The sequence below is a fragment of the Bradyrhizobium sp. 147 genome (assembly GCF_023073935.1).
Taxonomy (GTDB): domain Bacteria; phylum Pseudomonadota; class Alphaproteobacteria; order Rhizobiales; family Xanthobacteraceae; genus Bradyrhizobium.
Genome location: NZ_JADPKL010000074.1, coordinates 20,853 through 44,867 on the forward strand (window position 1 = coordinate 20,853; position 24,015 = coordinate 44,867).

18 protein-coding genes and 1 pseudogene are annotated in these 24,015 nt (G+C 59.2%); 7 read left to right on the plus strand and 12 right to left on the minus strand.

Annotated features, from left to right (window positions below):
* Positions 1-181 precede the first annotated feature (181 nt).
* Entirely contained in the window at positions 182-472 is a 291-nt protein-coding gene (locus tag IVA87_RS15935; protein WP_247334163.1) for a hypothetical protein, read from the minus strand.
* A gap of 100 nt (positions 473-572) precedes the next feature.
* Here IVA87_RS15935 and IVA87_RS15940 point away from each other — a divergent pair, with 100 nt between their 5' ends.
* The 3 genes from IVA87_RS15940 to istB all read left to right on the plus strand — a co-directional run bounded on the left by IVA87_RS15940 (position 573) and on the right by istB (position 3,499).
* Positions 573-854: a helix-turn-helix transcriptional regulator gene (locus IVA87_RS15940; protein WP_247334164.1), complete on the plus strand. Its 282-nt coding sequence runs from the start codon at positions 573-575 to the stop codon at positions 852-854.
* A 474-nt stretch (positions 855-1,328) separates the two neighbouring features.
* Entirely contained in the window at positions 1,329-2,639 is a 1,311-nt protein-coding gene (istA, locus tag IVA87_RS15945) for an IS21 family transposase (protein ID WP_247334165.1), read from the plus strand.
* Positions 2,639-3,499: an IS21-like element helper ATPase IstB gene (gene istB / locus IVA87_RS15950; protein ID WP_276576812.1), complete on the plus strand. Its 861-nt coding sequence runs from the start codon at positions 2,639-2,641 to the stop codon at positions 3,497-3,499. The genes istA and istB overlap by 1 nt, the downstream gene beginning before the upstream one ends.
* Positions 3,500-4,118: 619 nt before the next feature.
* Here the strand turns inward: istB and IVA87_RS15955 are convergent.
* Complete coding sequence (locus tag IVA87_RS15955; protein WP_247334166.1) at positions 4,119-4,808, minus strand: methyltransferase; 690 nt, start codon at positions 4,806-4,808, stop codon at positions 4,119-4,121.
* A gap of 1,315 nt (positions 4,809-6,123) precedes the next feature.
* The gene (gene nodU / locus IVA87_RS15960) at positions 6,124-7,779 is read right to left on the minus strand and encodes a nodulation protein NodU (protein WP_247334167.1); all 1,656 of its coding nucleotides are present in this window, start codon (positions 7,777-7,779) and stop codon (positions 6,124-6,126) included.
* Positions 7,780-8,931: 1,152 nt separating this feature from the next.
* Here nodU and IVA87_RS15965 point away from each other — a divergent pair.
* Positions 8,932-9,861: a DMT family transporter gene (locus IVA87_RS15965; protein WP_247334168.1), complete on the plus strand. Its 930-nt coding sequence runs from the start codon at positions 8,932-8,934 to the stop codon at positions 9,859-9,861.
* A gap of 472 nt (positions 9,862-10,333) precedes the next feature.
* Here IVA87_RS15965 and IVA87_RS15970 read toward each other — a convergent pair whose 3' ends face one another.
* From IVA87_RS15970 to IVA87_RS15985, 4 genes and pseudogenes are all read right to left on the minus strand, one after another.
* Entirely contained in the window at positions 10,334-10,741 is a 408-nt protein-coding gene (locus tag IVA87_RS15970; RefSeq protein ID WP_247334169.1) for a hypothetical protein, read from the minus strand.
* 88 nt (positions 10,742-10,829) lie between these two features.
* A pseudogene (locus tag IVA87_RS15975) lies at positions 10,830-11,012 on the minus strand (dihydrodipicolinate synthase family protein); the annotation flags it as partial.
* 3 nt (positions 11,013-11,015) lie between these two features.
* The gene (locus IVA87_RS15980) at positions 11,016-12,170 is read right to left on the minus strand and encodes a glycoside hydrolase family 88 protein (RefSeq protein ID WP_247334170.1); all 1,155 of its coding nucleotides are present in this window, start codon (positions 12,168-12,170) and stop codon (positions 11,016-11,018) included.
* Positions 12,171-12,421: 251 nt separating this feature from the next.
* The gene (locus IVA87_RS15985; RefSeq protein ID WP_247334171.1) at positions 12,422-13,630 is read right to left on the minus strand and encodes a CoA transferase; all 1,209 of its coding nucleotides are present in this window, start codon (positions 13,628-13,630) and stop codon (positions 12,422-12,424) included.
* Between the two features lie 220 nt (positions 13,631-13,850).
* Between IVA87_RS15985 and IVA87_RS15990 the strand changes: the two genes are divergently transcribed.
* The gene (locus IVA87_RS15990; protein WP_247334173.1) at positions 13,851-14,966 is read left to right on the plus strand and encodes a LacI family DNA-binding transcriptional regulator; all 1,116 of its coding nucleotides are present in this window, start codon (positions 13,851-13,853) and stop codon (positions 14,964-14,966) included.
* 204 nt (positions 14,967-15,170) lie between these two features.
* Here the strand turns inward: IVA87_RS15990 and IVA87_RS15995 are convergent, their stop codons facing one another.
* Together IVA87_RS15995 and IVA87_RS16000 are read right to left on the minus strand one after the other, a co-directional pair.
* The gene (locus IVA87_RS15995; RefSeq protein ID WP_247334174.1) at positions 15,171-17,807 is read right to left on the minus strand and encodes a CehA/McbA family metallohydrolase; all 2,637 of its coding nucleotides are present in this window, start codon (positions 17,805-17,807) and stop codon (positions 15,171-15,173) included.
* A 200-nt stretch (positions 17,808-18,007) separates the two neighbouring features.
* Positions 18,008-19,333 carry an MFS transporter gene (locus IVA87_RS16000; RefSeq protein ID WP_247301031.1) on the minus strand — a complete coding sequence of 442 codons (1,326 nt, stop codon included), beginning with the start codon at positions 19,331-19,333 and terminating at the stop codon, positions 18,008-18,010.
* Between the two features lie 676 nt (positions 19,334-20,009).
* On the opposite strand from IVA87_RS16000, the gene IVA87_RS16005 reads away from it, so the two are divergent.
* Positions 20,010-20,792, plus strand: coding sequence for an enoyl-CoA hydratase-related protein (locus IVA87_RS16005; protein WP_247334175.1), 783 nt, complete (start codon positions 20,010-20,012; stop codon positions 20,790-20,792).
* Between the two features lie 388 nt (positions 20,793-21,180).
* Positions 21,181-21,948, plus strand: a complete 768-nt coding sequence (locus IVA87_RS16010) for a serine protease (protein ID WP_247334176.1) — start codon at positions 21,181-21,183, stop codon at positions 21,946-21,948.
* Positions 21,949-22,004: 56 nt separating this feature from the next.
* On the opposite strand, the gene IVA87_RS16015 is transcribed toward IVA87_RS16010, so the two are convergent.
* The 3 genes from IVA87_RS16015 to IVA87_RS16025 form a co-directional block, all read right to left on the minus strand.
* A complete protein-coding gene (locus tag IVA87_RS16015) occupies positions 22,005-22,478 on the minus strand; it encodes a hypothetical protein (protein ID WP_247334177.1) in 474 nt (157 codons plus the stop codon).
* 280 nt (positions 22,479-22,758) lie between these two features.
* Entirely contained in the window at positions 22,759-23,169 is a 411-nt protein-coding gene (locus IVA87_RS16020; protein WP_247334178.1) for a hypothetical protein, read from the minus strand.
* 86 nt (positions 23,170-23,255) lie between these two features.
* Positions 23,256-23,723: a hypothetical protein gene (locus IVA87_RS16025; protein WP_247334179.1), complete on the minus strand. Its 468-nt coding sequence runs from the start codon at positions 23,721-23,723 to the stop codon at positions 23,256-23,258.
* Positions 23,724-24,015 lie beyond the last annotated feature (292 nt).

Below are 24,015 nucleotides of genomic sequence, written 5' to 3' on the forward strand. Positions count from 1 at the left end.
ATGCGTTCCGTATCTTTATTCGGTCCTGCGCACCGCGGTGTCTGACGTGGCCACGTTTTTGCCCGCCAGAGGTGGCGACATGCTCCGCGCAGGCCAGAGAGCGCGTGACGCCCACAGCCCAGTGCGCTGATCACCCATGAAAACCCAGCGTGACGCCGCGCTGTTAGGCCCATAGGTCAAGTCAAAATCGCGCGACACGACCTCGCTGCCCCGGACGCGGATCGTCGGGAAGAATCCCACTTCTTTCCAGGCGGTTCCGGATCGCCACGACGTTGCTGCCGCGGAAGGTGAACCGGGGCTGCAAGGCCGGCGAGAAGCAATATCCTCCGCGCAACTTCTTCTCAGTTGGTGCCATCGACCTGCGCATCGAGGAGTCGCCAAATACGTCCAGATGCTGGTCGTGATAGAAAGTCAGCACCAACCCATTCGGCGCGGCGTGCCCGGCATCTGGGTCTAACGCCGGCTCTTTCATGTAAGCTCACGCGGCGAGTTCGCTATCTTTTGCGAAACCTGAAACAATAGACCGGTTATCGCCAGTGGTTTGATGGCCCACCGAATGGCTGCTTTAGCGCATGAAAGCTCGTGCGCTTTTGGCCTGGAATGTGCGGCGGATCCGCGTTGATCTCGGTATTCCGCAGGAGCAATTGGCTTTCGATGCGGACATTGACCGCTCATACATGGGCGCTATTGAGAGGCAAGAAGCGAATCCAACAATCGATCTGCTCGATCGGATCGCTAAATCGCTTGGCGTCCATTTATCTGAGTTCTTTATCCAACCGCCTAAAGGAGCAACGTCCCATAAGACATTGCGCAAAGGTCGCAAGCCGGCTCGTCCACTTCACAAGAAGAAATAGCGCTCTGCTCGCGTGAGTTCGCTAAAACATTTAATTTGCTGGACAGGAATTTCGAAAGCTGCGGAAGCGCAAGGCTTCACGCAGGAGATATTCGCATACGCCTTCGGCAACAATACTTCAGCGGGTTGGAGTGCGACGCAATCCCACTGTGTGAATCTGTTCGCGCCTTTCTTCCGCTTGAATCAATATTGATTGCCTCTTCTGATGTTGGCCGACCTTTTGAAATTAGTTATCGGCGAAAGTGTATGCGTTCCGTGGAATTGGCGCCGGTGGCTCGGAGCGAGCCGCTCGAGCATTTAGTCAAGAAAACGGATAACGATCAGAAATCGTGACACGAACCTGGCTCTTTCGATTCTGGGCGCGCCACCAGTGTTGGCTAGCTTGTCGTATTCATCGGTGTCGCGCGCCATGGAAAACTGCCCCCTCAGCGTCACGAGGAATTGCCCCCTCCTCGGATAGCTGGGGAGAGAGTGAATGAAGCAGGAACGAATCACTGAAGGCTCGCCGTGGATTGATCCACGGGGGCAGGTGATGAAGACGCCGGATGACGTGGCGGAGATGTTGCGCCTGAGGGCGTGCGGGTGGGGTCTGAAGCGGATTGCGCGACAGCTGGGCTGCAGCCATCACACGGTGAAGGGCTACGTGGTGGCGGGCGGGGTGAAGGCGTTCAAGTCGCCTGAGCGGCCGAAGCGTCTCGACGGCCTTGAGGGTTGGCTGCGCGAGAGGCTCGTTCGGCATCGCGGCAATGCCGACGTGGTGCGCCAGGACCTGTTGGCCGAGAAAGGCGTAACAGTCAGCCGGCGGACGCTGCAACGCGCCGTGCAGCCCTATCGCCAGGCGCTGAAGGCGGAGGCTCTGGCTACGACGCGGTTTGAGACGCCGCCGGGCCGACAGCTGCAGATCGACTTTGGGGAGCGCCTGGTCGAGATCGGAGGAGCGAAAGTCAAGGCATTCGTGTTCGTGGCAACGCTCGGCCACTCGCGACGGCTTCATGTGCGTGCGTTCCGGGCCGAGAGACAGGAGCATTGGTTTGCCGGGCTCGAGAGCACATTCACGACCCTCGGCGGTGTGCCCGAGGAAGTGCTGATGGACAATCCACGGGCGCTTGTGGTGCGCCACGACGCGGTGAGCCGATCGGTTCAGTTCAATGACAAGCTGATCGCCTTCGCAAAACATTGGGGCTTCCGTCCTCGCGCCTGCGCGCCGTATCGGGCGCGCACGAAAGGCAAGACCGAGAACGGCGTCGGCTACGTGAAGAAGAACGCAATCGCCGGTCATTGCTTCCCAAGCTGGGAAGCATTCGAGGCGCACCTCGACAGGTGGGAGCGTGAGGTTGCAAATGTTCGTATCCACGGCACGACCGGAGAGGCGCCGATCATCCGCTTCGCGCGCGACGAGATACATCGGTTGAAGCCGCTCGGCGGGCAGCCTTCGTTCGGATCCTTGCGTGAACTGACCCGCGTCGTCGGCAATGATTGCGCCGTCGAGATCGACACGAACAGCTACTCGGTACCGTGGCGCCTGATTGGCGAGCGCGTGGCGGTAACGATCGCGGCCGGCGAAGTGCGGATCCGCCATGGATTGCACCAGGTAGCAGTGCACAAGCTATCGGAGGGTCGCCGGCTGCGGATCATCGACTTTGCCCATCTCGATGGTGTTGCTGGTCGCAACGGCGCGGTCCGCCGGCCGGAGATTGCTGCGGCGACGGTACCGGGATCGTCTCCACCGCCCTCGTTGTTGCGTCCTCTTGCCGAATACGAAGCCGTGATCGGAGGAAGCTTCTGATGGCACGGGCAACGAAGGTAATTGAAGCAACAACCGATCCGCTAGACGCCATGCTGGCGCGATTGCAGCTCTCCGGCATTCGCGACCAGCTCGACAGCCTGCTCGACGAGGCGGCGCGCGCGAACCTGTCGGCGCGTGAGACGCTGATCCTGCTGTGCGAGCGCGAGATCGCGCGCAAGGATCATCGCCGCATCGAGATGGCGCTGAAGCTCGCACACTTCCCGGCCGTGAAGGAGCTTGCGGGCTTCGACTTCGAAGCGCAGCCATCGATCGACCCAAAGCAAATCCGCGACCTGGCCGCATCACGTTGGATAGCCAACGGAGAGAACGTGCTGCTGCTCGGCCCGCCAGGCGTAGGTAAGACACACTTGTCGATCGCTCTCGGGCGAGAGGCGATCCTGGCCGGATACACCGTGCAGTTCACCACTGCGACGACGCTGGTCGCAGGCCTTGCCAAGGCGCACGGCGAGCGACGCCTGGACGAGAAACTGCTCGCGCTGTCGAAGCCAAAGCTGCTCATCGTCGACGAACTCGGCTACTTGCCGCTTGAACCTGACGCGGCGCATCTGTTCTTCCAACTGGTCAGCCGGCGCTACGAAACCGGCGCCATGCTGATCACGTCGAACCGCAGCGTTGCCGAATGGGGCACAGTGTTCGCCGATCCCGTGGTCGCCACCGCGATCCTCGACCGGCTCCTGCACCACAGCCACGTGCTGACGATCCGAGGCGACAGCTATCGGCTCCGCGCCAAGCGCAAGAGCGGCCTCATCAAGACGCCCACCGCCGGTGACGGCCCTCCGGTCGGCTCCGCCTCCCTCCGGCCCGCCACCGGCGGAAACAACCTTCAACCGAGATCATAATCGCGATGGTGGGGGCAGTTCTTCATGACGCAAAGGGGGCAGTTCCGGATGGCGTTTGACAATCGGCGACTTTCAGGAGCCTGTCCCTGGGTTGGCCGGAGCCGAGCGAATCCGCTTTGATTCGCGCTTGCTTGCGCACGAGCTCGCCAGAGTTGTGGATCGTAGATTGGTCTGCATGGTGTCATGTAGATGAGGATGCATTGCCAAGATCAAGGAAGTGCGACGGCTGACCTCCGTATCATTACGTAGGCTGCGATCCGTAAGGACCAGAGACCCAGTCCTCCTGAATGCTGAGTACGCGGCAACGGACGAGCCCAGCCTTCCCGGATTACTTGGCGCGTCTTTATCGAAACGTCGGTGCGGGCGAGTGCGAGCTCCGCGATGCTGCGCCGGTGATAACCGTGGATCGATAGCCTCCTACGTGAAGGTGCGCCAGAACGGACTTTTCACAGGTTCGGTGATCATCGCGGTGGGTCACGGCGAGAGAAACGTTGAGCGCGCCTCGTCGGCCGGGAAACTGCCGCGAGCATTATAATTTTTGAAAAGCGGGCGGTGCAGTGCCTCGGCCTTCTTTAGGGGCCCATGCTCGGCCAGAACGCCGCTCGAGAGCCAAGAGCTTTCATCGCACCGTGAGTTCCCAAATAATCCGGACGTGGCCCTCTGGAATCGAGGGGCGGAAAATATGCATATTCCTGACGCGCAGCTTACTCCTATTAATCAAATTCAAGACGCGCCCGACATCTCCCTGATCAGAGAAGAGCACATACATCACGCCCTTGTCATTTAGGCGGCGCCGCGCACCTTTGAGAGCCGAGGCCATGACATTGTGATGTTCATCGAAGCAAGAGCGCTCCAGGTCGTCTTTCGCTTTACGATTCCAATAGGGGGCGGCAAAGAGAATGATGTCAAATTTTTCTCCGGAATGCAGCCCAGAATAGGTATCGCTATAGCGCGCCTCGGCTTTGTCCGAGTAACCTAACCTCTCGATGTTTATCTTCGTCGTGAGGACGGCTTGCGGATTTATGTCGAGTGCCACTAGACAGCCTGCGCCGGCACGGAGCGCTGCAAGCCCTAGTACGCCTGATCCGCATCCCAGATCGAGTACTGTCGCGCCAGGTTCGATGTGCCACTTCGACATCAATGCGTCGGGACCGTGACTTAGGCGTGGTGACAAAACACCAGGCAGGACGTGCAGGGGCAGGCCGCTTACTTCCACGTCATGTGGGCGCTCGCATAATCGCAGTTCGGCTAGCATTGCATCTACGTCAGTCGTTTGGCGCCTTACAGATGCGCCTAGCGGGGCATTCATCTAACTCTCCATCTTGTGGTGAAAACAACATCGCGAGACGCCGGCGGCCAGCAGGCCGGTCTGGACGAACTGCTTCAGCGTCCGGCAAGCGGTGAGCTGGGAAGCCGGATAGCCGGCCTCATATCGCTCTCCATCAACCGACTGCCAACGATAGCGCGGCTGTTCCCGCGCCTGCTCTCTCGGAAATGGGCACACGGCTTTAGAGAACATCTCTCTACACGTCTGAATGCACAGCTTCACTCGGTGTTGCTGCCCCTCAATAGCAACGGCCGTGCCAGGAACGCTAAGCGCAGCAAGCGCCTATGATTAGGCTCTGCGGCATGCTGGCATTCGCTCGCCAAGCACCGTGATCTGCCTGAGGACCATACATGAAATCGTCCTCTTGCCGCACCATGCGCCAGTGCGAGCTAGAGGAATCGCTCGCGACTTTTCGGCCGAACGTCCGCGTTTGCAGACACGCTGGCGATCTACTGACATTTGTCACGTTTGGTTTCCGACAGAAGCACGAACTGCGCTCACCTGATCAGTTTTCGGGTTACCGAAAGCTGCCCAGCGCCTGCGGCTCTGGGCATTGACCCGATTCTCGCTTTATGCCTGTCCTCAGCGCCGACTGCTACGTTGTGGCAAAATGTCCGGTGCTGATGCGGTAGTCGCCGCCAATCGCGGCATCCTTGTGCGATGACTAGCCCGTGTCGCGCCAGCGCCATTTCGCGGCGCCCATCACCAGGGACGCTGGACGGTGTTGAGCGATAATGCCGTGTCTCAGTTTGAAATTGAGGGATCAGCCCTTTTCCCAGGCCGCTGCTGCCGCTCTGGCGATCCCAGACCGCTCTTGAGCGGAAAGATGCTTTTCCCGGACCTTCGGCCCTTCTTACCGCCCTTATCATGGCTGGCCGATCGCAACCGGCGATCCTGATGAGCCCACTGGCAAGTCCCAACGATACCGCGGCTGCTCCCGCGCCTATTCTCTCGGAAATGGACACACGGCGTTAGAGAGCGTCTGTCTGACGTCTGAATGCACAACCTCAGTCGGTGTTGCTGCCTCGCAATAGCAACGGCCGTGTCAGGAACACTAAGCGCCGCAAGCCTATCGTTAGGCTCTGCGGCATGCCGGCCCTGGCTCGCCGAGCACCGTGATATGCCTGTATCAGGCGGTAGCCGTGCCGAGGACCATACATAAAATCGTCCTCCTGCCGCACCATTCGCAGCCCGAAGCACCCTCCCGGCGCAACGTAGGCGACATCCGGCAGACAGCGACCCGCTGTCATATCTCGCTCATTCTTAGCGGGAAAGATGCCGTTGGACCGGGGATCGCTCACTTCTGTGTTTTCGTCCACAGCATGCCATGGCACCATACATGCTCAACGCCTCCCCACTGGCAGGCCGTTGCGACATTCGGGAAGAAACCGCGTCCATGGTTGTTCGCACTCGTGTTGCAAAGCAGTGGAATACCCGTAAGTTTCTCATATTCGACGAGAAGCTTGGCGACTTTGTGCTGGGACGATCTGGGAATGGTTTGCAATCGCGCAGTTCCGTCCAGATGTACAACGGCGGGGACTTTGTCCCGCCATTCTGCTCGTGTCTGATGATCAAAGAGCATGTAAGGGTCCGGCGTTCCAGGGCTGAAAATCTCCGGGGCACGATCCTCCAAGCATATCGGAGCGACCGGCCGGAAGTGTTCGCGAAGTTTGATATCGTTGAGATGATCCTTCATTCGCGGCGTCGTCGCGGCTGCAAGAATGCTTCTACTACCCAGTGCCCGAGGCCCAAGCTCGGCGCGGTCGGCAAAGAAAATCACCGGCTTGTTGCTGGCGAGAATGGTCGCGAGTTCACTCATGCTACACGGCGCGGCGTCCCATTCGGTCGGCACATCGCTCGGCTGCAGGGCTGGACCGCTATAGACTGACCATTGTAGCGGCACGAAGCCTTTGTCGGCCGCCACTGCCGAGCAAGCGGCACCGATTGCCGATCCGCTGTCATTCGGAAAGGGCGGCACCCAGACAGCATCGAACAGGCCGCTGGCGCGTAGTGCACTGTTCCATTTTATGTTGAGAGCGCAGCCGCCTGTTATACACAAGTTGCGCGACGGAAAACGTGAGTGGCGCTGCAAAGCACGCGCCATTTCGCGAACGAGCAGACGCTCCTGGAAACAATGAAACGATGCAAGCACATCTTCGGGAGCCTTGGACTTCAACCGCTGCGCGCTGGCATCGACGTAATCATGCACAGCTTCAAGCGCAGACTCCGGACTGTCAGGACGGGCGAGCTCTGCATTGGTCCCAAAGTGCTCCTCGTAAAGCTCCTGAAAGACCTTGACGATGTTTTCATCAACAGAGCCTAGTGCGATATAGGCCATCAACTTGCCGGCAACACCGAGGTCCCAATTGGTGCGCGTCGCCTGCTTATACGGTCCGAAGTGATAACCTGCGGCCGCATAGGCGTGCCCAATCATTGGGAACAGGCATTCGATGAACTGGGCGCCGCGGAGTTCTACATAATAAAGACGTGGAAAGGTGCCGCCGTCCCACACCAGACAGAACGCGGGTTGTCCTGCTTTCGCAAAGGGACTCGTGCAGTATGCGGCGGCCACATGGCCCGTGACGTGTGGATAGCTCCTGTAAGGAAAGGATTTGCCGCCCAGTAGCAGGCCAGTGCCGTCGCGCGACGTTAGCAGGCCATCGGCATGACTTTCAATATACGGCGCACCTTTGAGAGTAATTGGCGTAGCCCCACTGAGGACATGGAATTCCGACTCCCCCTCTCCCCACCAGCCGTCGAGGACGAACTGATCAACATCCGACGCATCCAGCCCCTGCTCCGCTAAGGCGACGACAACTGCATCGAGATTGTCAATGCTTTGATATCGCGGATTGTTGTCCCGCTTCTCCTGCTCGACACAAAAAGCAAGTCGTCCGTCCTCGATAAGAGCGATTGATCCGTCATGCGTCAGCTTGATACCGCAGATGCGCATAGTGCCTCCATGTTAGCCCCAGACAATTCGATTAATTTGAAGACCGTCTTCGCTGCCGAAAGCAGCGAGCAAGCAGACGCACTCGAAGGATCAACGCTTCGTCAGCGCTTCCCGGACCATCTCTGCATCAGCGGCATGACGCCAAGCGTTCGAGCGGTATCACACGCAGATCCGAGTACCAGATGCCCGCCTGGCGTGAGCGTGCGCATCTAGGTTGCGGATGCGCATTTCAGCCAGGTCATGACCTAAGACGGGACTTCCAAGACCATCAGGTCGTCCCGTCCCGATCGAGATCGGATTTCGGATCACGACTTATATTTTGCCCTCATTCTCAGTGGCGCGACGTCATCTGAATGGCTGGTCGCAACTAAGGCGCCTCCCACCGCGTTCTCGCCCGTAGCCACAGCATGATTTGGGCCAGTGCAAACCAGAGGAATCTGGTCGCAACTTCTCGGCCGAATGTCTCGTGTGCAGACACCCTGGCAATTTACTTACATTCGGCACGTGTGGTTTCGGACAGAAGCACGATTACCGATTCAGTTTTCGAGCTTCCGAAAAATGCGGAAGCGTGCGGCCCCGAGGCCTTGAACGGCCTTGGCAAGGCCTGCCCTCAGCGCCGGCCCCTGCGTTGTGGCATAATGTCCTCCCCAATCATCATTGGCGCGCGTCCTCGGATTGCGAAATCAACCACGTGAGGGGAATCGCCGTACCGGTCGAGCGATGCGACTAGAAACTCCCGGAGCGCCTTACGCACCTCCGGATCCAGGTCCTTCGAAGGCGGAACGGCAGCTCGATCCAATCCGTCTTCAACCCCATAGGTCGCAGCAGCCTGCCCCGGGGTGGAGATGACGTAAATCGTGGTATGGATTTATCGCTCTTTCACTTGTTTTCATGCGATCGACAACGCATGTACGATCATCGTAAGGGCGTCGCCAATTACCTCCGACCATGCCATTCGCCAGTGGTGCGGTACAACGAAGCTTCGAGGCTAATAGAAATAACGCATGCGATACTCGTGGCTTCGCCCTTGGGTAGGACAACTAGAGCCCAGGATTCGATATGCGATCCGGCGGCGGCAGATCATGAACCGAGAATTCAAACGTGCATTGCCGTGAACCCACTCCGATCGCCGCGACGAAGGGAGTCATAAGCTTGAGTGAGAGCCCACCTCTTTTCCTACCACTTCTTTGCGGAACACTCGCAACGGTCAGCTGGAGCATCGGCAACGTTCTGTCCAAGGCCGCGCTCTGCTGCATCGAACCGCTCTCGCTTCTGACAGCGCAGTTGGCTGTGAGTGCCGCAAGCCTGACCGTACTATCGATCTTCTCAGGTGCGCCGCCTCGCTTGAGCGATTGGCGTGCTGGCCTTGCCGGCATCCTGCAGCCGGCGCTTGCGTCTGGTCTGTCGATCTTCGGACTATCGATGCTGCCGGCGTCGGTAGAGGCGATGCTGTTCGCAGTTGAACTGCCGATGGTCATACTTCTTGCGTGGTTGATCCTTGGCGAGATCCCTAACCGTGCTATCGTCTTTCTCTGTTTGTTGGCTTTTGCCGGGGTCGCCTTTTTGCAATGGACCTCTGAATCTGCTCCTTCCGCAACGCCGGGACTGGGGGTCGCTCTCGTACTCGCCGGCGTGCTATTCGCCTCACTCTACAACATAGCGGTCCGTGTGATGTCGCAAAGTGTGGATGCGTTGCGCCTTACGACAACGAGCCAGATCGTCGCGTTTGCAGTGGTCGTATTTGCGTGGATTTGCGTTCGCCCATTGCCGACGCTCTCTGTGGTCATCGGCGATATTGTTCCGGTGGCCGGATCCGGATTGCTGCTCTTTTCGATCCCCTTCCTCCTCTACGGGATCGCGCTGCAGCGAATGAGCGCGACAGCCGCCGCTCTGTTGCTACCGCTCGTTCCCGTGCTTACATCCATTTTCGCATCTATCTTCCTTCGGGAAACTCTGACCGCAACACAGTGGCTGGGGGCCGTTGCGGTTCTTGTCTCGGCCCTGGGAATGCCCCTGGCCTTGCGCTCCCAACCCCATGGCTCGGAAAGATCACCCCACTCTCCTGTCGGGAGAAAGCCTTGAAGAAGGAGCTGGGCAACGCGCGCGCTGTCAACTCCGGAACGGGCGGTCGAACGTGAGTTATTGCGAGCGCAGTCAATTGCGGCTCCTCGAGAGCCAGCCCCAAATCCTAGTAATGTGCGGGTCGAGCTTGGACGGCCATGCGAACCCTGGTCTTATAAGGCCGACGGCAGCCTCGGTGCGTGGCACGCGCCTCGCCGGCCGTCACCGTGCTGCGGACGGTTTCTTGGCGAACGTCGCTGCGGTTGCCGGCGCGGAGCTCGTGCAAGCGGGTTGCAGGCCGCGCACCTGTCCGGCACGACGACCGACGCAACTGCCAAGTTCCTCGTGGTTTGTGCGAGACCCGGCCTTGAGCCCGACCGGATGGAGCGAGCGATACTGATCCACGTAGGCGCCGCTTTACAGCCGCGTCAACTTGGCATGCGCCAGCGCGCGCTGATAGGGCGTCAACGGAGCATGATAGCGCTTGATTACTTTAGAGCATTTTCCTACCTGACGGAATCGGAAGTGATTCGCTTGCGGGAAATCGTGATTCACTCTGAGGGCTGGTGATGAAGGCCAGCCCCATCGCTAAACCGCTCTCGCCGGACCTTCGCTTCGCATAATTCGGCTGTGGGCAGCCATTGATCGTCCGGATCGGAACTTTCCGTCGGATGGTCGAATAGAATCCGGCACGGCGCCGCCGCCTACCGCCGCTCGCCGCGGCCCCTACGTCGACGAGCAAGCGGTCGATGGTTGCAGGGGTGATCGCGAAAACACGATCACGATCTGCCGGGCCAGGCTTTAATCGCCCATGTTGCTCAAGGCCCGGCAGCAAGATCGGAATCATCACGTTGAGCCGCTTGCCGCATACCCGGTCCAACGCCTCCCATAGCGCCGTCATCGCGTCCTTGATCGTCGCGCCACATCTACGTCTGCGCTCTCGCGGTGCCTTGACCTGTCAGGCCCAACCGCCCCGTGTTGCCGGAGTGCGGGCCTGCGAGGGCCTCACCACCCTCCTCGATCAACGCACGCAGCTTCGCGCGCAGCGGTACCTCGATTTTGAAATAACTGACGAGCGGCACCTCTCGTGCAAGACGAACAAGAATCGGCACCGTCAGCGTCACGCCGCTGAGCGGTGCGTCCTGGACCATGATCGCAATAGGGGCTGCTTCTAATCAAATCTTCTCAGCCTCGATGAGTCCATCAAGAACGTTCAATGATTCGAACAGATAGTAGGATCCGAAGATCGTCTCTGCATTGTTGGCCGAGTCCTGGGCGCGTGCATCGCGACGTTTATTGAAACAGGCGCCGACCAACATTCCCGGCGGGCGGGGATCGTCCGGATTTGTTGGCGTCAGATAGGTCTCGATCAGGGCCTTTGCCGTCCGTTCGCCTGCCTCACGATATCTGACGCGCAGTGCCGCCGTCGGCGCGAGCCGCGCCAGCTTTAGCAGCGCCGAGCACGTGATTGCAGTTGCCGCCGTGTCCGTCTCCGTGTTGGGAATGTCAGGATCATCAAAGTCCCAGAACGCGACCATGCTCGCTGGCACGTGCGAAAGCCACCAGTCCGCTCCCGCCATCAACTGCTCCATCCAGCGCGTCTCATGAGGATGGTGAGCAAGCGCGATCGCCGCATAGACGAGCCCCCAAGCTTGCGCCCTGCCCCAGACACTCGTGTCGCTGAATCCCTTGTGGGTGAAATGGCGGACTATCTTGCCGGTGGACGGATTTAGCTCACTCGATTGAACGATTGAGCCATCGGAGCGCATATGAATGTCGAGCACGCGCGTGGTATGGCGCGCCGCAATGCCAGCGTATGAGGAATCGCCTGTCCTTGCGGCGGCCCAATACAGAAGCGGGACTGCTTGCAGAGAGTCGATGCTGCTGAACGAATTGCCAACATCTTCTGCTTCCTCCGCATCGCGGCCTAGCGGAATGAGGCCAAGCCGGCAATCGAATTGCGTCTTGAGAGAGGTGGCGGCATCCAGTGCCAGGAGAGCTGCGTCCTTGTCTTGACACAGGACGTCGCCAAGAGCGACCCCATAGTAGAACCCAAAGCCCTTGAACGCCGTTTGCAGCTGCGCGCGCGGCTTCAAGCGGCTGCTCCAGAACCGAGCTGCATCGAGGTATTTCGCCTCGCCAGATCGCCGCGCGAGCAGCCACAACATACCCGGCCATGCGCCACCGGTCCAATCGCCGTCCGGCGTGGTCGTCCATTTGCCGGTCGAGCTGTCTGCCCAATGCGGAAACTCTATTTTCATCGCGGCAAGCGTCTGATCGACTCGTGCTTGCATCAGGTTTATTGCGTGTGCCCAGCGCGACTTGCTCATATCCGATACTCCTTTGCCACTTGCCGAAATCCCAGGGCATCGTTCCCGGTGCTAACCGTCCAATGTCCGACCGATTTCGCTTCGGCCGAGCCGATGGCTTAAGCGGGTCAGGAGCACGCAGCCGCGTTCTCGAGCTATCGCTCCTGATCACGAGCAAACGCCCAACGGCTATCCGCCTCAGCCCGATCGTCACGCGCATGACCAGTGTGTACATGCGAGCATGCCTGCCGTGATGCGCGTTGGGAGCGTCATCAAGCGGCGCGCGAGGACGTAAAGGCGCCGACCGCCCCCTTCCTGGAAAGGTCTTCAAGTTGGTGGTCGTCGTAGCCGAGCTCTTTGAGGATTTCCTCGGTCTGAGCCCCAAGTTTCTGAGGCGGCAGTCGGACTTCCGGCAGCTTGCCATCATAGCGCACGGGATGGCTGACGAGCGTGATCGGCGCGCCCGTCGCCCCGCGGACGACCTGGAAGTTCTTGTTGTGCACGACCTGCGGATCAATCACGACATCTGCATAGTCATTGACCGCGGCGTGCCAAATTCCGTGGGCCTCGAACAATGCGATGCATTCGGCCGTCGTGCGCTTTGCGACATTTGCGGCGATCGCAGCGGATGCCTCGTCGCGTCGGCGATACGCCTCCTTGTCTGGAACGCGCTGATCGGCCGGAACGTCGAGCGCCTCCGACACTGTGCTGAGAGACCCAAGAGAAATCGCCATATGACCGTCACGCGTCGGATAAATGCCGTAAGGCGCACCGTAGTACCAACCGGAGATCGGTCCCGGCTGACGGACATCGTCAGGCCGCTCGCCGTTGAGGTAACAAGTAAAGGATTCCATCTGCAGATCGAGTGCGGCAGACAACAGGCTGACATCAACCCGGCACCCCTGTCCGGTGCGCGTTTTCCTCACAAGCGCGGCCAGAATGCCAGCCGCAAACAACGCAGCACCATGGTGGTCGACCGCTGAAACACCTACGGCCCTTGGACCCTGCTCGCGGCTTCCAGTAATCGTGGCCAGCCCCGATATTGCCTGCACCAGTAGATCCTGACCGGGACGGTAGACGTAGGGCCCATCGGGACCGTAGCCTGAGGCCGCAGCATAGATAATTTGCGGATTGATCTTCTTGGCGTCCTCGTAGCCGAGGCCAAGCTTGTCGAGAACGCCGGGGCGGAAGTTCTCAGTCATGACATCCGAGGTCGCGATCAACTTCCTGGCAATCTCAATGGCTTCAGGTTTCTTCAGGTCGAGCGTGAGACTTCGCTTATTGCGGTTCCCGGTGAGCAGCAGCATGGATTGCCCATCGACCCGCTTGTCTGCTCCGCCCCATTTCCTCTGAAAGGCGCCATCTGGTGGCTCGACGGCAATGACGTCCGCCCCGAGATCGGCGAGAAACTGCGCAGCCACGGGGCCCATCAGGAAGTGATTGAAGCTCAGGACGCGAACGCCCTTCAAAAGATCGACCATGGTCTCGCTTTCAGTTTTCTTGGATCAGAGGTGTTCTATTTGGCCCGGCCTCTGAAATCGATTTCAGAAATAAGCATCATGATCTGCAGAGTCAAGCAAAATGGCCGGCCTGCCAATTCAGCGCCTGCCCATGTACCAGAGTTCCACTGGATAAGACGGATCGGGCGTATACAGAGCTTGAGAACGCTGGCTGTCCAATGTTCTAACGTGGATCGGACTCATGCCATTGACTGAGCGACCAGACCGGATGGATAAAAAACCAACAATCGAGCCCAAAGGACGCCAGCAACCGCGCGTGAAGATCGAAGATGTCGCGCGAAAGGCCAATGTGTCCCCTGCGACCGTGTCGCGCGTCCTCAATCATCCCGAAATCGTGAGACCGGAGCTCCGGGACAAGGTGATGCGGCACATCACAGACCTGTCCTACACGCGAGACAGCGCGGCGAGAGCCTTGAAGTCGGGACGCATGCGCACCATCGGAGTCATCGTTCCGACGCTGGCGCTCGGGATCTTTGCCGAAGGAGTTGAGGCGCTGCAGAACCGCCTCAGCGAAAGCGGCTATACGCTCTTCATCGCGAATTCCCAATATGATCAGCGCCGCGAACTTCAGGAACTGCAGAGCCTCATCGAGCGCGGCATCGATGGAATTGTACTGGTCGGAGGCTCCCATGGACGTGAACTGAGGGCTCTGATTGAACAAGCCGGTGTGCCTGTGATCACGACCTATGTTTCGAAGGCAGTTGGCGGTATTCCCGCGATCGGAATCGATAACGAAAGCGCCACGCGCGAGATGACCGAGTATCTGTTGCGGCTTGGACACGTCCGTTTCGGCGCGATCGCCAATGTTGTTGCTGCGTCCAACGACCGGTCCCGCGCGAGGCTCGAGGGCATTCAGCGCGCTCTTTCGGACGCCGGCCTCCCGCTCAGGCCCACCCAGATCATTAAGGCCGACTATTCGCTTGCCCAGGGTCGCAGCGCTCTTCGTCAGCTCCTCACCGACCACCCCGACACGACGGCGGTGATCTGCACCACCGACACCCTTGCCATCGGTGCAATGGCAGAGGCCCGCAAAATTGGGGTCGCCGTGCCGGCTACGCTTTCCATCACAGGATTTGACGATGTGGAGCTGGCGGCGCAGATGGACCCGCCGCTCACAACAGTCAGTGTTCCGGCAGCTGAAATTGGCCGAGGAGCCGCCGATTATCTGATCAATGCGATCGCTGGAAGCCCACTTCCCAGGAGTGTCCTGTTGCCCTATCGACTGGTCATGCGGTCATCGACCGGGCCGCCGAGATCTAGCGAACGCCCACCGCGTCGCAGGCGCAGCCCGGGCTGAAGCTGTCGCGGCCGACGCGCTGTCACTGAAATCGATTTCTCCAGCCTTCTGCATTCTTCCAAGGCTCTGGCGGCTGCCACGCTGCGCGAACATATGACTGGTGGCGGCACAAAGTGGACGTGGCTGAAACATGCCGCGGCCGTGCTGCCCGCGAAGCGCTGGAGCGAGAGAAAGGAGAGCAGCTCACACGACGTTTTCCCCTTCTCAGTGCTCGCGCTCGGTGTGAACGGAGTGGACAGGCGCATGGTGGTGAATGGCGCCAAGTTCGTGCAGCTTATGATGCAGACGATGATGTGCAAGCTGCAAGGCAGCTCGCAGCCGCGAGTGCCGCGCTTCGTCAGTCCTGGGAGCGAGCGTATCCATATAGGCGATCGATCCCTCGATTTGTGCAAGAATCGACACCGCGTCCGCAGTGGCAAAGACCGGTTTGTCGCCGACTTTGACATACACCGCACTGGTGTGGGCCGCGATGTCGGCCTCGCGCCCCGCCACACTGCCTCGAACGCGTATTGCGATCCAACAGGACTCGGTGATGCGCAACGCGAGCCGGCCGTTGCACGACAACTCGCTACATCGAACTTCATCGATGACGATGCCATTGCGGATCACCTCCACCCGTGTTGGCGCGACGCTGACCGATTCGATCCGCCAGTCGATTGTGATGGTGCCACCCGAAGGAGGAAGCGCGATCGCGCTCCCGGGGCGACGTCCTTCCACTGTCACCTCAACGAGCGGCCCGACTGTGATGAACGTGTCTCCGCTGCGCACGGCGTCCATCCAGTTGCGATACGTGAAATCGCGCGCACCTAGCTGCACATAAGTCCGCGAGCCTCCGAGGAGCGCGGCAGCGTCCATCTTGTCGGAGCCGGCGACCAGTGGCAGATGGTAACCGATGTTGAGGTAACGGTACCAGTCAGCCAGACCAAATGCGCTGATCTGCGCAGTCCGCGGGTTGAACGACATCATTTCAATGGCATCGACCAGGCCGAGCACGATGTCCGCCGCCCGCTCGGCTTGCGGATTGGGAGCATGCGGCATCACGACAAGGCCCCCTTGCTGGCGGCAGCGCTCCGCCCAATCGGCCATGGTCGCTTCCAGAGGATCGCCGATCGCAGCCTCGTTGGGTCCGCCGCAAGACAGGGGGTTGATAATCTCGCCTTCGTAGCCGAGAAGCGATATGTGTCCTAGGACTTGCATACGGTTCTCTGTGCCGACGCGAACAAGGAACTCTCCGTCCCCGCCGAAGTGCTTTGCCCCGAGCGTCGTGCGCCCGTCGAAATCGGCCACGTTGGTGAATAGCTCGCCCCATTGTGCCGCGAGCAGGTTGACGACGTTGACCCCCTCCGCCTTGCCCTCCAGCAGGGCTGTGTGCGGGCTCAGGAAATGGACGTGAGTATCGGAGCTGACCCAGCCCTGTTCGCGCCAGCGCAGCACCCTGTCCAGCTCGAAGGTGAGTTCCTCCGTGGTCGCGGTGACTTGGACGATACGGCGCAGAGGCCGCACCTCGAAGCCCCTGCTGATCTCCACGAACACGGGCCCGATCGGCAAGTCCGCCTCGCAGCTGCCATCCACATAGGCGTACTGGTTCAGCCCGTTCGTAAACTCCCCGGCGAAGTCTTCGAATCTTCCGGTATTGACCTTTCGGTGGTGCCCCTTGGGCGGCAGATACTCCCCATCCGCGCCATGCACATGCAGGCGCGCGGCGACACGCACGCCGTTGCCCTTCTCTACGATGCGGATTTTGACGGGCCTTGTTGCCGGCGCGATGGGCACCACCTCCAGCGAGGTGTCTCGTGCGTTCCCGGCAGCTTCCAGCGACCGAAGATCGGCAAGGTGCAAGCGGCCGTCGTCGGAGCGTAGGTACAGCCTTGCGTCGGGATGGGCGGAGTACTCGACGATGACCTCGTCCTCGGAACGCACCGGCTGCACGTCGTGCTTGTCACCGAGCCAGTCCGATCTCGCGTAGTCAAGCGCCGCGCGGGCGGAGATCACCGTGCCGAGATCCATGCCGATCTGTTCGCCCCGATGATCGACGTCGAGCTCGCCAAGTTTATTCAGATGCACTCCGGGCAGTAGCCGCATCTTCAGCTTGCGACGAGCCTGGAGGCGCAGGGGATGCTGGGTGAGCCTTGTCGTGGTCACCGCAAAGACAAGAGAAACTTCTTGCTCCGCTCGCAGGCTTAGCGCGGTGAGCTCCTTCTCCGGATATGGATTTTGGAGCGCATAAAGCCACAAGTTCTCCCCTTGTCGATCCATGCGCCCCGATTCGGTGCGGGTCTCGCCATGGAAGAAGCTCGCGCCCGCCGTTCTGCCGAGTGCGCAGTTTTCGCCGGTGCTTGCGTGCACGATGGGCCCCCGTAATGGCAGCGCCGCGAACGGGCTGGCGCTCCAGGAGATATGGTTCTGCTGGACCGCGAACCGACGTAGCACCGGCACGTCGGCCTCGGTGCTGTCGACGTATCGGAGCACGTATGTCGACACCCGATCGCCGAGCGAATTGCCTTCCACAGGCAGCGTTGCCGGCCCGATCTCCCCGAAGCCTTGAGGGCTTACGGGTGGGCGGTCCGCGACCACTTGCACAAAGAGCACGTAGCTGGCCAATGTGGGCGGCAGCGCGATCACCACAGGAAGCCCCCCGGGACGCAAGGCCAGCACATCCGCTTCGGCGTTGGCGCCGAATAGAAACGGGATGCCTCGATACGTCTGAGGCCCTCGAAGCGAATCGATCCAGCCGGTGTCGCCTGGGCGGCTGCCGAACCCCTCATCGAGTTCCAGGCGACCGGCGTTGAAATATCGCTGCAAGTCGACGGGCGCGAAGTGCGGTGACGATGGCGTTTTCATTCGATGGACTCCAGTTCATGGACGTCGTCGCCCATAAGCGGCCCTGGATGCGATGAGGACTGCTCACGTGTCCCGAAGGCGCTCGTCCCAATCCCATGCTCTTGCCCAGCATCAAGAGATACTCGCCAGTCGACATGCTTTGCGTCTGATAAGGAAGGCTTTGCCTCTGCTGGGAGGCGCAAGCGGCAGGCAGAAGGCGTTCAGTCACCGATGTAGACGCGGCCACGCCTTTTGGCGAAGTGGTAGACCACCACGCTTAAGAGCGCTATCAACGATCCGTAGACAGGAAACATCCAGGCCATGTGCTCGCGTTGCAACCACACAAGAAGATACGGTGAGGTCCCGCCAAACAATGAGACGCCGAGCGCGTAACCGAGCGCTACGCCCGTGGTGCGCACGGCACGCGGCATCAGCGTGGTAGCGATGAAGTTATAGAGCGCCATGTTGAACCCCACGATGGCTCCGCCGAATACCGTGACAAGGAAGAACGTGGAGATGCCCTTCTCCGAATAAAGCAGCGTCAGGAAAAAGCATGGGATGAGCAGTAGGCGCAGCAGCGTGAACGCACGCGAGGGCCGCACCTTGTCAGCGAAGGCGCCAACAAGGGGGGCGGCCAACATCCAGATCAAGACCATCAGCGTCATAATTCCGTATACAGAGGTGCTATTCTCCTTGAACACCGTGTTCGCCATATTGGGCAGACCGGTGTTCCAGGCATAGTTGGCGATCTGCACCGATCCGATCACCAGGATGACCGCAAGCAGGGATAGCCGCACGCTCCAGAGCGTCTTCCACACACCGCCGGTGGTTTCCTGAATTCGCGACGACTCATCTTGGCGATGCATAACCCGATGGATCAAGGTCTCCGGTACCGACGTGCGCAGATAAATGACCAGTAGGCCCAGCACCCCGCCGACCGCAAAAGGTACGCGCCAGGCCCACTCGCGCATCGCTTCGGGGGCAACCGATGCGCTCACCAGAAACGCAACAAGGCTGGATCCAAGGTTGCCTAGCTGGATGAAAGTGCCACCGATCAGCCCCAGATAACGCCCCTCCTTTCCGGGCGGCGCCAGTTCAATTGCGATTGCATTGGCGACACCCGCCTCGGCTCCGGTAGCAAGCCCCTGAACAAGGCGCATGATAAGCAGCGCCACAGCCGCCGTGACGCCGATGTCCCGGTACGTCGGCAATAGAGAGATCAGCAGCGAGCAAACCGCCATCGCCGTCACCGAGATCATCATTACTCGCTTGTGGCTAATGCGATCTGCGACTGGGCCAAGCAAAGCCGCTCCCAGTGGCCGCGCGCAGAAGCCCGCCCCGTACACGGCTAGCCCCGCAAGCAGCGAGGTCGTGGGATCATCGGAAGGAAAGAAGTGCGGCGAGAGAAACGCCGCCATCACGCCGTAGACGTTCCAGTCGTACCACTCCAGCGCTACGCCCCCTCCGAGGCCGACGGTCATCCGTCTGTTCGCAATCTGATTATCAAGCTGAACAGATACGGCACTGGGTTGAGCAATAATGTTCATGTGTCCTCGAGCTCAGTCAATGGCGTTAATGATGCCGCGGTCAAGCAAGGACGAGCAGCCGCTCGCTGGCTCTACTGCGCGGAGTGCGGCGCTATCTAAGATAAACGCGACTTGAGCGGGCCGGCTCGTAGCGGTGAAGGCGCAGGCGCCAACGGGTACGCGGCATGCCGCCGATAAGGCCGTCTTGGTTCGCGATTTCGCAAGTCGTGCGGCCGCACGACCGGCTCTTGCATGACCTTAGTCAAAGAGATCGCGAGCGGCGATTCCGATCTGTGCAGCCGCCCAAGAGCAGACGCCACCGAACGCGCTGCGTACAAAACGCGCGCGAGCCCGTGTCCCATTCCCATGGTTTCCATCCCTCCTGTTGCCAAAGCGCACTCGTGAAGAAGCTGTTGTTCTTGTTGGACGGCGCCGCGCTACTACGCCGTCATCTGGCTAAGAAAACATCGCAGTTCTGAAATCGATTTCATAAACGTAGGCGCTCTAGATTCCGGAGTCAAGCGCGGAAAATGCTGCCGCTAAACCTTCTCTCAGTCTGACCAGCATTTTTTTCTTGAGCAGCCAGAAACTGCTCGAAGCCTGGTCAGTCGGATTGACTATAAAGAAGCATGTTTTGCGTGGAAAACGATTTCAGTCTATAGGCTGCCTTTCTGACTTCTTTCAGGAGACACCCTCAATGACCGGCAAGCCCGATCTCATCCTCTCGACCTCTCCCAGGGCCCATGTGCGCGTTGTGACGCTGAACAGGACGTCGAAACGAAACGCCTTAAGCAACGACCTGATCGCACAGCTTGGCGCGAGCTTGCGGCAGGCTGCGCTCAATGAGGATGTTCGTTGCGTCGTCCTTTGCGGGCACGAAGCCTTCTTCTCTGCCGGAGCCGATATTAAGGAGATGCAGCAGCGCGGGTTTGAGGCAATCGACAATCCCGCGAGACGTTCTGCGTGGCGGGACATCGCCAATTTTCCAAAGCCTCTTATCGCCGCGGTTGAGGGAATTTGCTTCGGTGGTGGTCACGAATTGGCCTTGCTCGCCGACATCGCCATAGCAGGCGAAGGAGCGCGGTTTGCACAGCCTGAAATCAACATCGGGATTTTGCCAGGCGACGGCGCAACCCAGCGTCTGACGCGCGTGGCAGGCAAATCTCTGGCCATGCTGATGATACTGACTGGCCAATCGATTTCTGCCCGTGCGGCGATGCAGGCCGGCCTTGTCGCTGAAGTCGTCGAAAGCGGCCAGGCACAGGCGCGAGCGCTCGAGATCGCCGAACTGATCGCCCAAAAGCCGCCGCGTTCGACTGAGCTCGCCAAGGTGGCCGTTCTCGCCGCCTTTCAGACCACCCTGGACGCCGGGCTCGAATTCGAGCGCCAGGCAATTCGAGGCGCATTCGACACTGCTGACCAGCAGGAAGGAATGAACGCGTTCTTCGAGAAGCGATCGCCAAACTATCGTGGAAATTAGCCGTCGCAATCCCCGGCCTTCGCTGCTGCCGGCGCTCCACATGTGCCGGTACCGGCCCACGATGCACCCGATTAAGCACTCCTTCGGATCGACCAGGCCAACGCTGCGATCTAGAATTCTGTCGTGCCCACCCCTTCGAGCACCAATGTATATTGAACTTGCAGCCTGTCAGGGACCATCTCGGCCGGTGCGCCCGGACCTTCCTGCGCAAAGGTCAAAGCCCCTCTCGGTCGAAGTGGACTAAAGGTGTGGATTGACTAGGCTAGGTTCTCCGAAACGATTTGGAGCCGTTCAAGCGCGGCGAGAAACTCGCAGAGTGAATGTTGCGGCTTGTACTATTAGGAGAAACATTCTGGTTTGAAGCCCATATAGGGACGCGGAGCAGAGCATGATCGTAATCGACCAATATTCACTCGGCGCGTTGCCGATAGAGATGTACTTCAACGATACCTTACTTAGCCAAGGGACCGGCTTCGTTTGGATCGACGGCGACAGCTTTTTCTTGATCACGAACTGGCACAACGTGTCTGGACGAAACCCGAACACAGGCAAACACCTATCGCCTACTGCTGCAGAGCCCAACAGGTTGAGGATTTGGTTCAACACTAAAGGCGAGATGGGGAACAAGACCGCAAAGTTCATACCGCTGCGTGCAGACACGGGGGAGCCGACTTGGTTTGTGCACCCCGAGCACGCAAGGAATGTTGACGTAGTTGCACTTGCGCTAACGGCTTTCGCTGACGTGGAAATGTACCCAATCAACGAGATGGAAAGCTCCAACCTTCAATTAAGCGTTGGCATGGATGTTTACGTGCTGGGGTATCCGTACGGCCTTGGTGGAGCTGGATTGCCCGTTTGGAAGCGCGGAAGCTTCGCGACGGAACCAGGAATCTCGCCTGCCATTCAGCTCCACATGTTTATAGACACGGCCTCGCGCCCGGGGATGTCCGGCTCTCCAGTCATTCGAAGAAGCTGGTCGACGCATCTTTTGGAACAAAATGCAATCGAGATGGGCGCACCCATCGCCACTCGGTTTGTCGGGGTCTACTCCGGAAGAATGTCCTCCAGCGACCCGCTCGATGCTCAGCTAGGCATTGCTTGGCCGGCGTCTTTGGTCCCGGAGATCGTTTCTGGTCGCAAGCACGACGATACCTAATCCTAAGACTGTCTTGCAGGAGGGGCCGGCGGTACTGCAACAGCGCCAAACGGAAACTAGTCTCGCACCATGACTTTGCTCTTTCGTAGCTTTACCTTGATGCGCTTGCGGAGCCGATTACATACCCCGAGCAAGTCGTCAGCATGAGGCCGAGTGTAGCAGCCGGTTTTGATGTATCGGGCACCGAACACTAGATCGAGATCGCACATTCCGATCACGGCCATGTCCTTCTTTGTGATGAAAAGCTTGTTCTCCTTTGCCGCCGTGGCCAGCGCGGGCAGGCGGTGGCCGAAGTCACGGGAGCTTAGCTGCGCGACTGAATGCGTGAGCCGAAGAAACGACTTCAGGAACAGCTCAATCGTATGGAAGTAGAGAAGTTGGACCGGCATAGATGGGTGTGTTCCACGGAGATTGAGCTTCTCCAGTTCTCGTGCTGCGAGATGGTACGAGCACGCGGTGTTGTAGAGGCCCATTGCTGTCGTGCGGCGCTCTTCGTCCGCAATTTCTTCGGGTGTCCGCTCTTTCTTCACGTCAGGTCTGTCTGTCTATGGCACTTCAAGCAGGATATTTTCGCGCCCACGGTTGGCCGCCGTTCTGCCTAAAGTTCCTGTCCGACAGCTGCCGGGTGACTTCTGCGGCGATGTATTGGGCTCCCATCACAATATGACCAACGGCTACACGCGCGGGCTGCTCCTTAGCGTATCGGTGACGGTGTAACCAGCCTGTTCCAACTCGTCAGCGATACCTGCATAAGCCCGCAAGAGCCCGGCCGTGGCTTTGTAGAGAGCCGCCCGTTGCGGCTCTCGCTCTTCAAGATCGGTCGCGATTTCGGTGTTGCCGCAGAAGTAATGGATGGATAAACTCTAGTTCGCCTTGCGGTGGTTCCACCGGCTCACAAATCAGAGCAACGACTTCGAGAGCGCTGTCGAGCCGCTCCTTGCCCTTTGTGAGCCTATCTTTGAGCAAGACCTCCGGTTCAGCTCCGCCGGCGCTGTGATCGAGCTCCGACGTATAGACCGCAATTGCGTTTTCGACCTTCTTGAAGAGATCCTTGTAGTCGACGATATAGCCGAAGTCCTTGTCTTCTCCATCCAGGCGGTTTGTCCGGCAGATTGCCTGGAACAGACCATGGTCCTCCATCGACTTGTCGATATAGAGGTAGCTACAGGGTGGCGCATCAAAACCCGTCAGCAGTTTATTAACGACAACGAGCAGCTTCATGTTAGCGGGTTCTTTAACGAACAGCGCCTTAGCTTGCTCCTAATATGTTTCTGTCCTGGACATTCCAGGCTTGGCCTCAACGTCCTTTAGTAGTTCGTTGTAAGTATTGTAGATGAACTGCTTGTTTCTGTGTTGGCTCCAGTCTCCTCCTTCGTCACATCCTGTGCTTGAGGATTGTAAGAGGTCACTACGGCACACTTGCCCTTGAAGGGTGTTTTCTGGAGTAGGGCAAAGTATCTGCACGCGTCGAGAATGCTTGAAGCAACAACGATCGCATTACCACGTTCGCTCGATAGGCGCGGCTTGACGCTAAAATCGAATACAATGTCGGCGACGACCCGATCCATGCGCGACCGTGAGCTGAGCACGTTCTGCATAGTGCCCCACTTCTTCTTCAACTCGTCTTTCTGCCAATCGTTGAGCGCCTTGGTCTTGGCGTCGAACCATTGATCGATCTTGTCCTCTGAGCCGAGACGCTGGTCGATATCGCGGGCTTCATAGACAAGATCAAGGACCACTTTGTCCTCGACGGCTTGCTGACGTAGCGATTCCAACGGTAATTCGCTCGCAAAGTTGGGGCAACGTCAGTACTTGCCAGTCATCGGGAAAGACTCCGATCGCTGTTTGCTGGCTGGCGTCGGCAATAGACGGCTTATTTGGTTGAAGGTTCAGCACTTGAACCCCATGCGCTCGAGGTTTTTGTTCACCTTCGCTTCAATGTTTGCTATGCAACCAGCCAATTCAGGCTGTCAATCGGCGTTCGACTGGGACCCCCTATCGGCATCCAAAAGGGACCCCTTTGATCGGCGTGCTCTGCTGGGAGCGCTCGGGTCGTCGGAGCTGGTC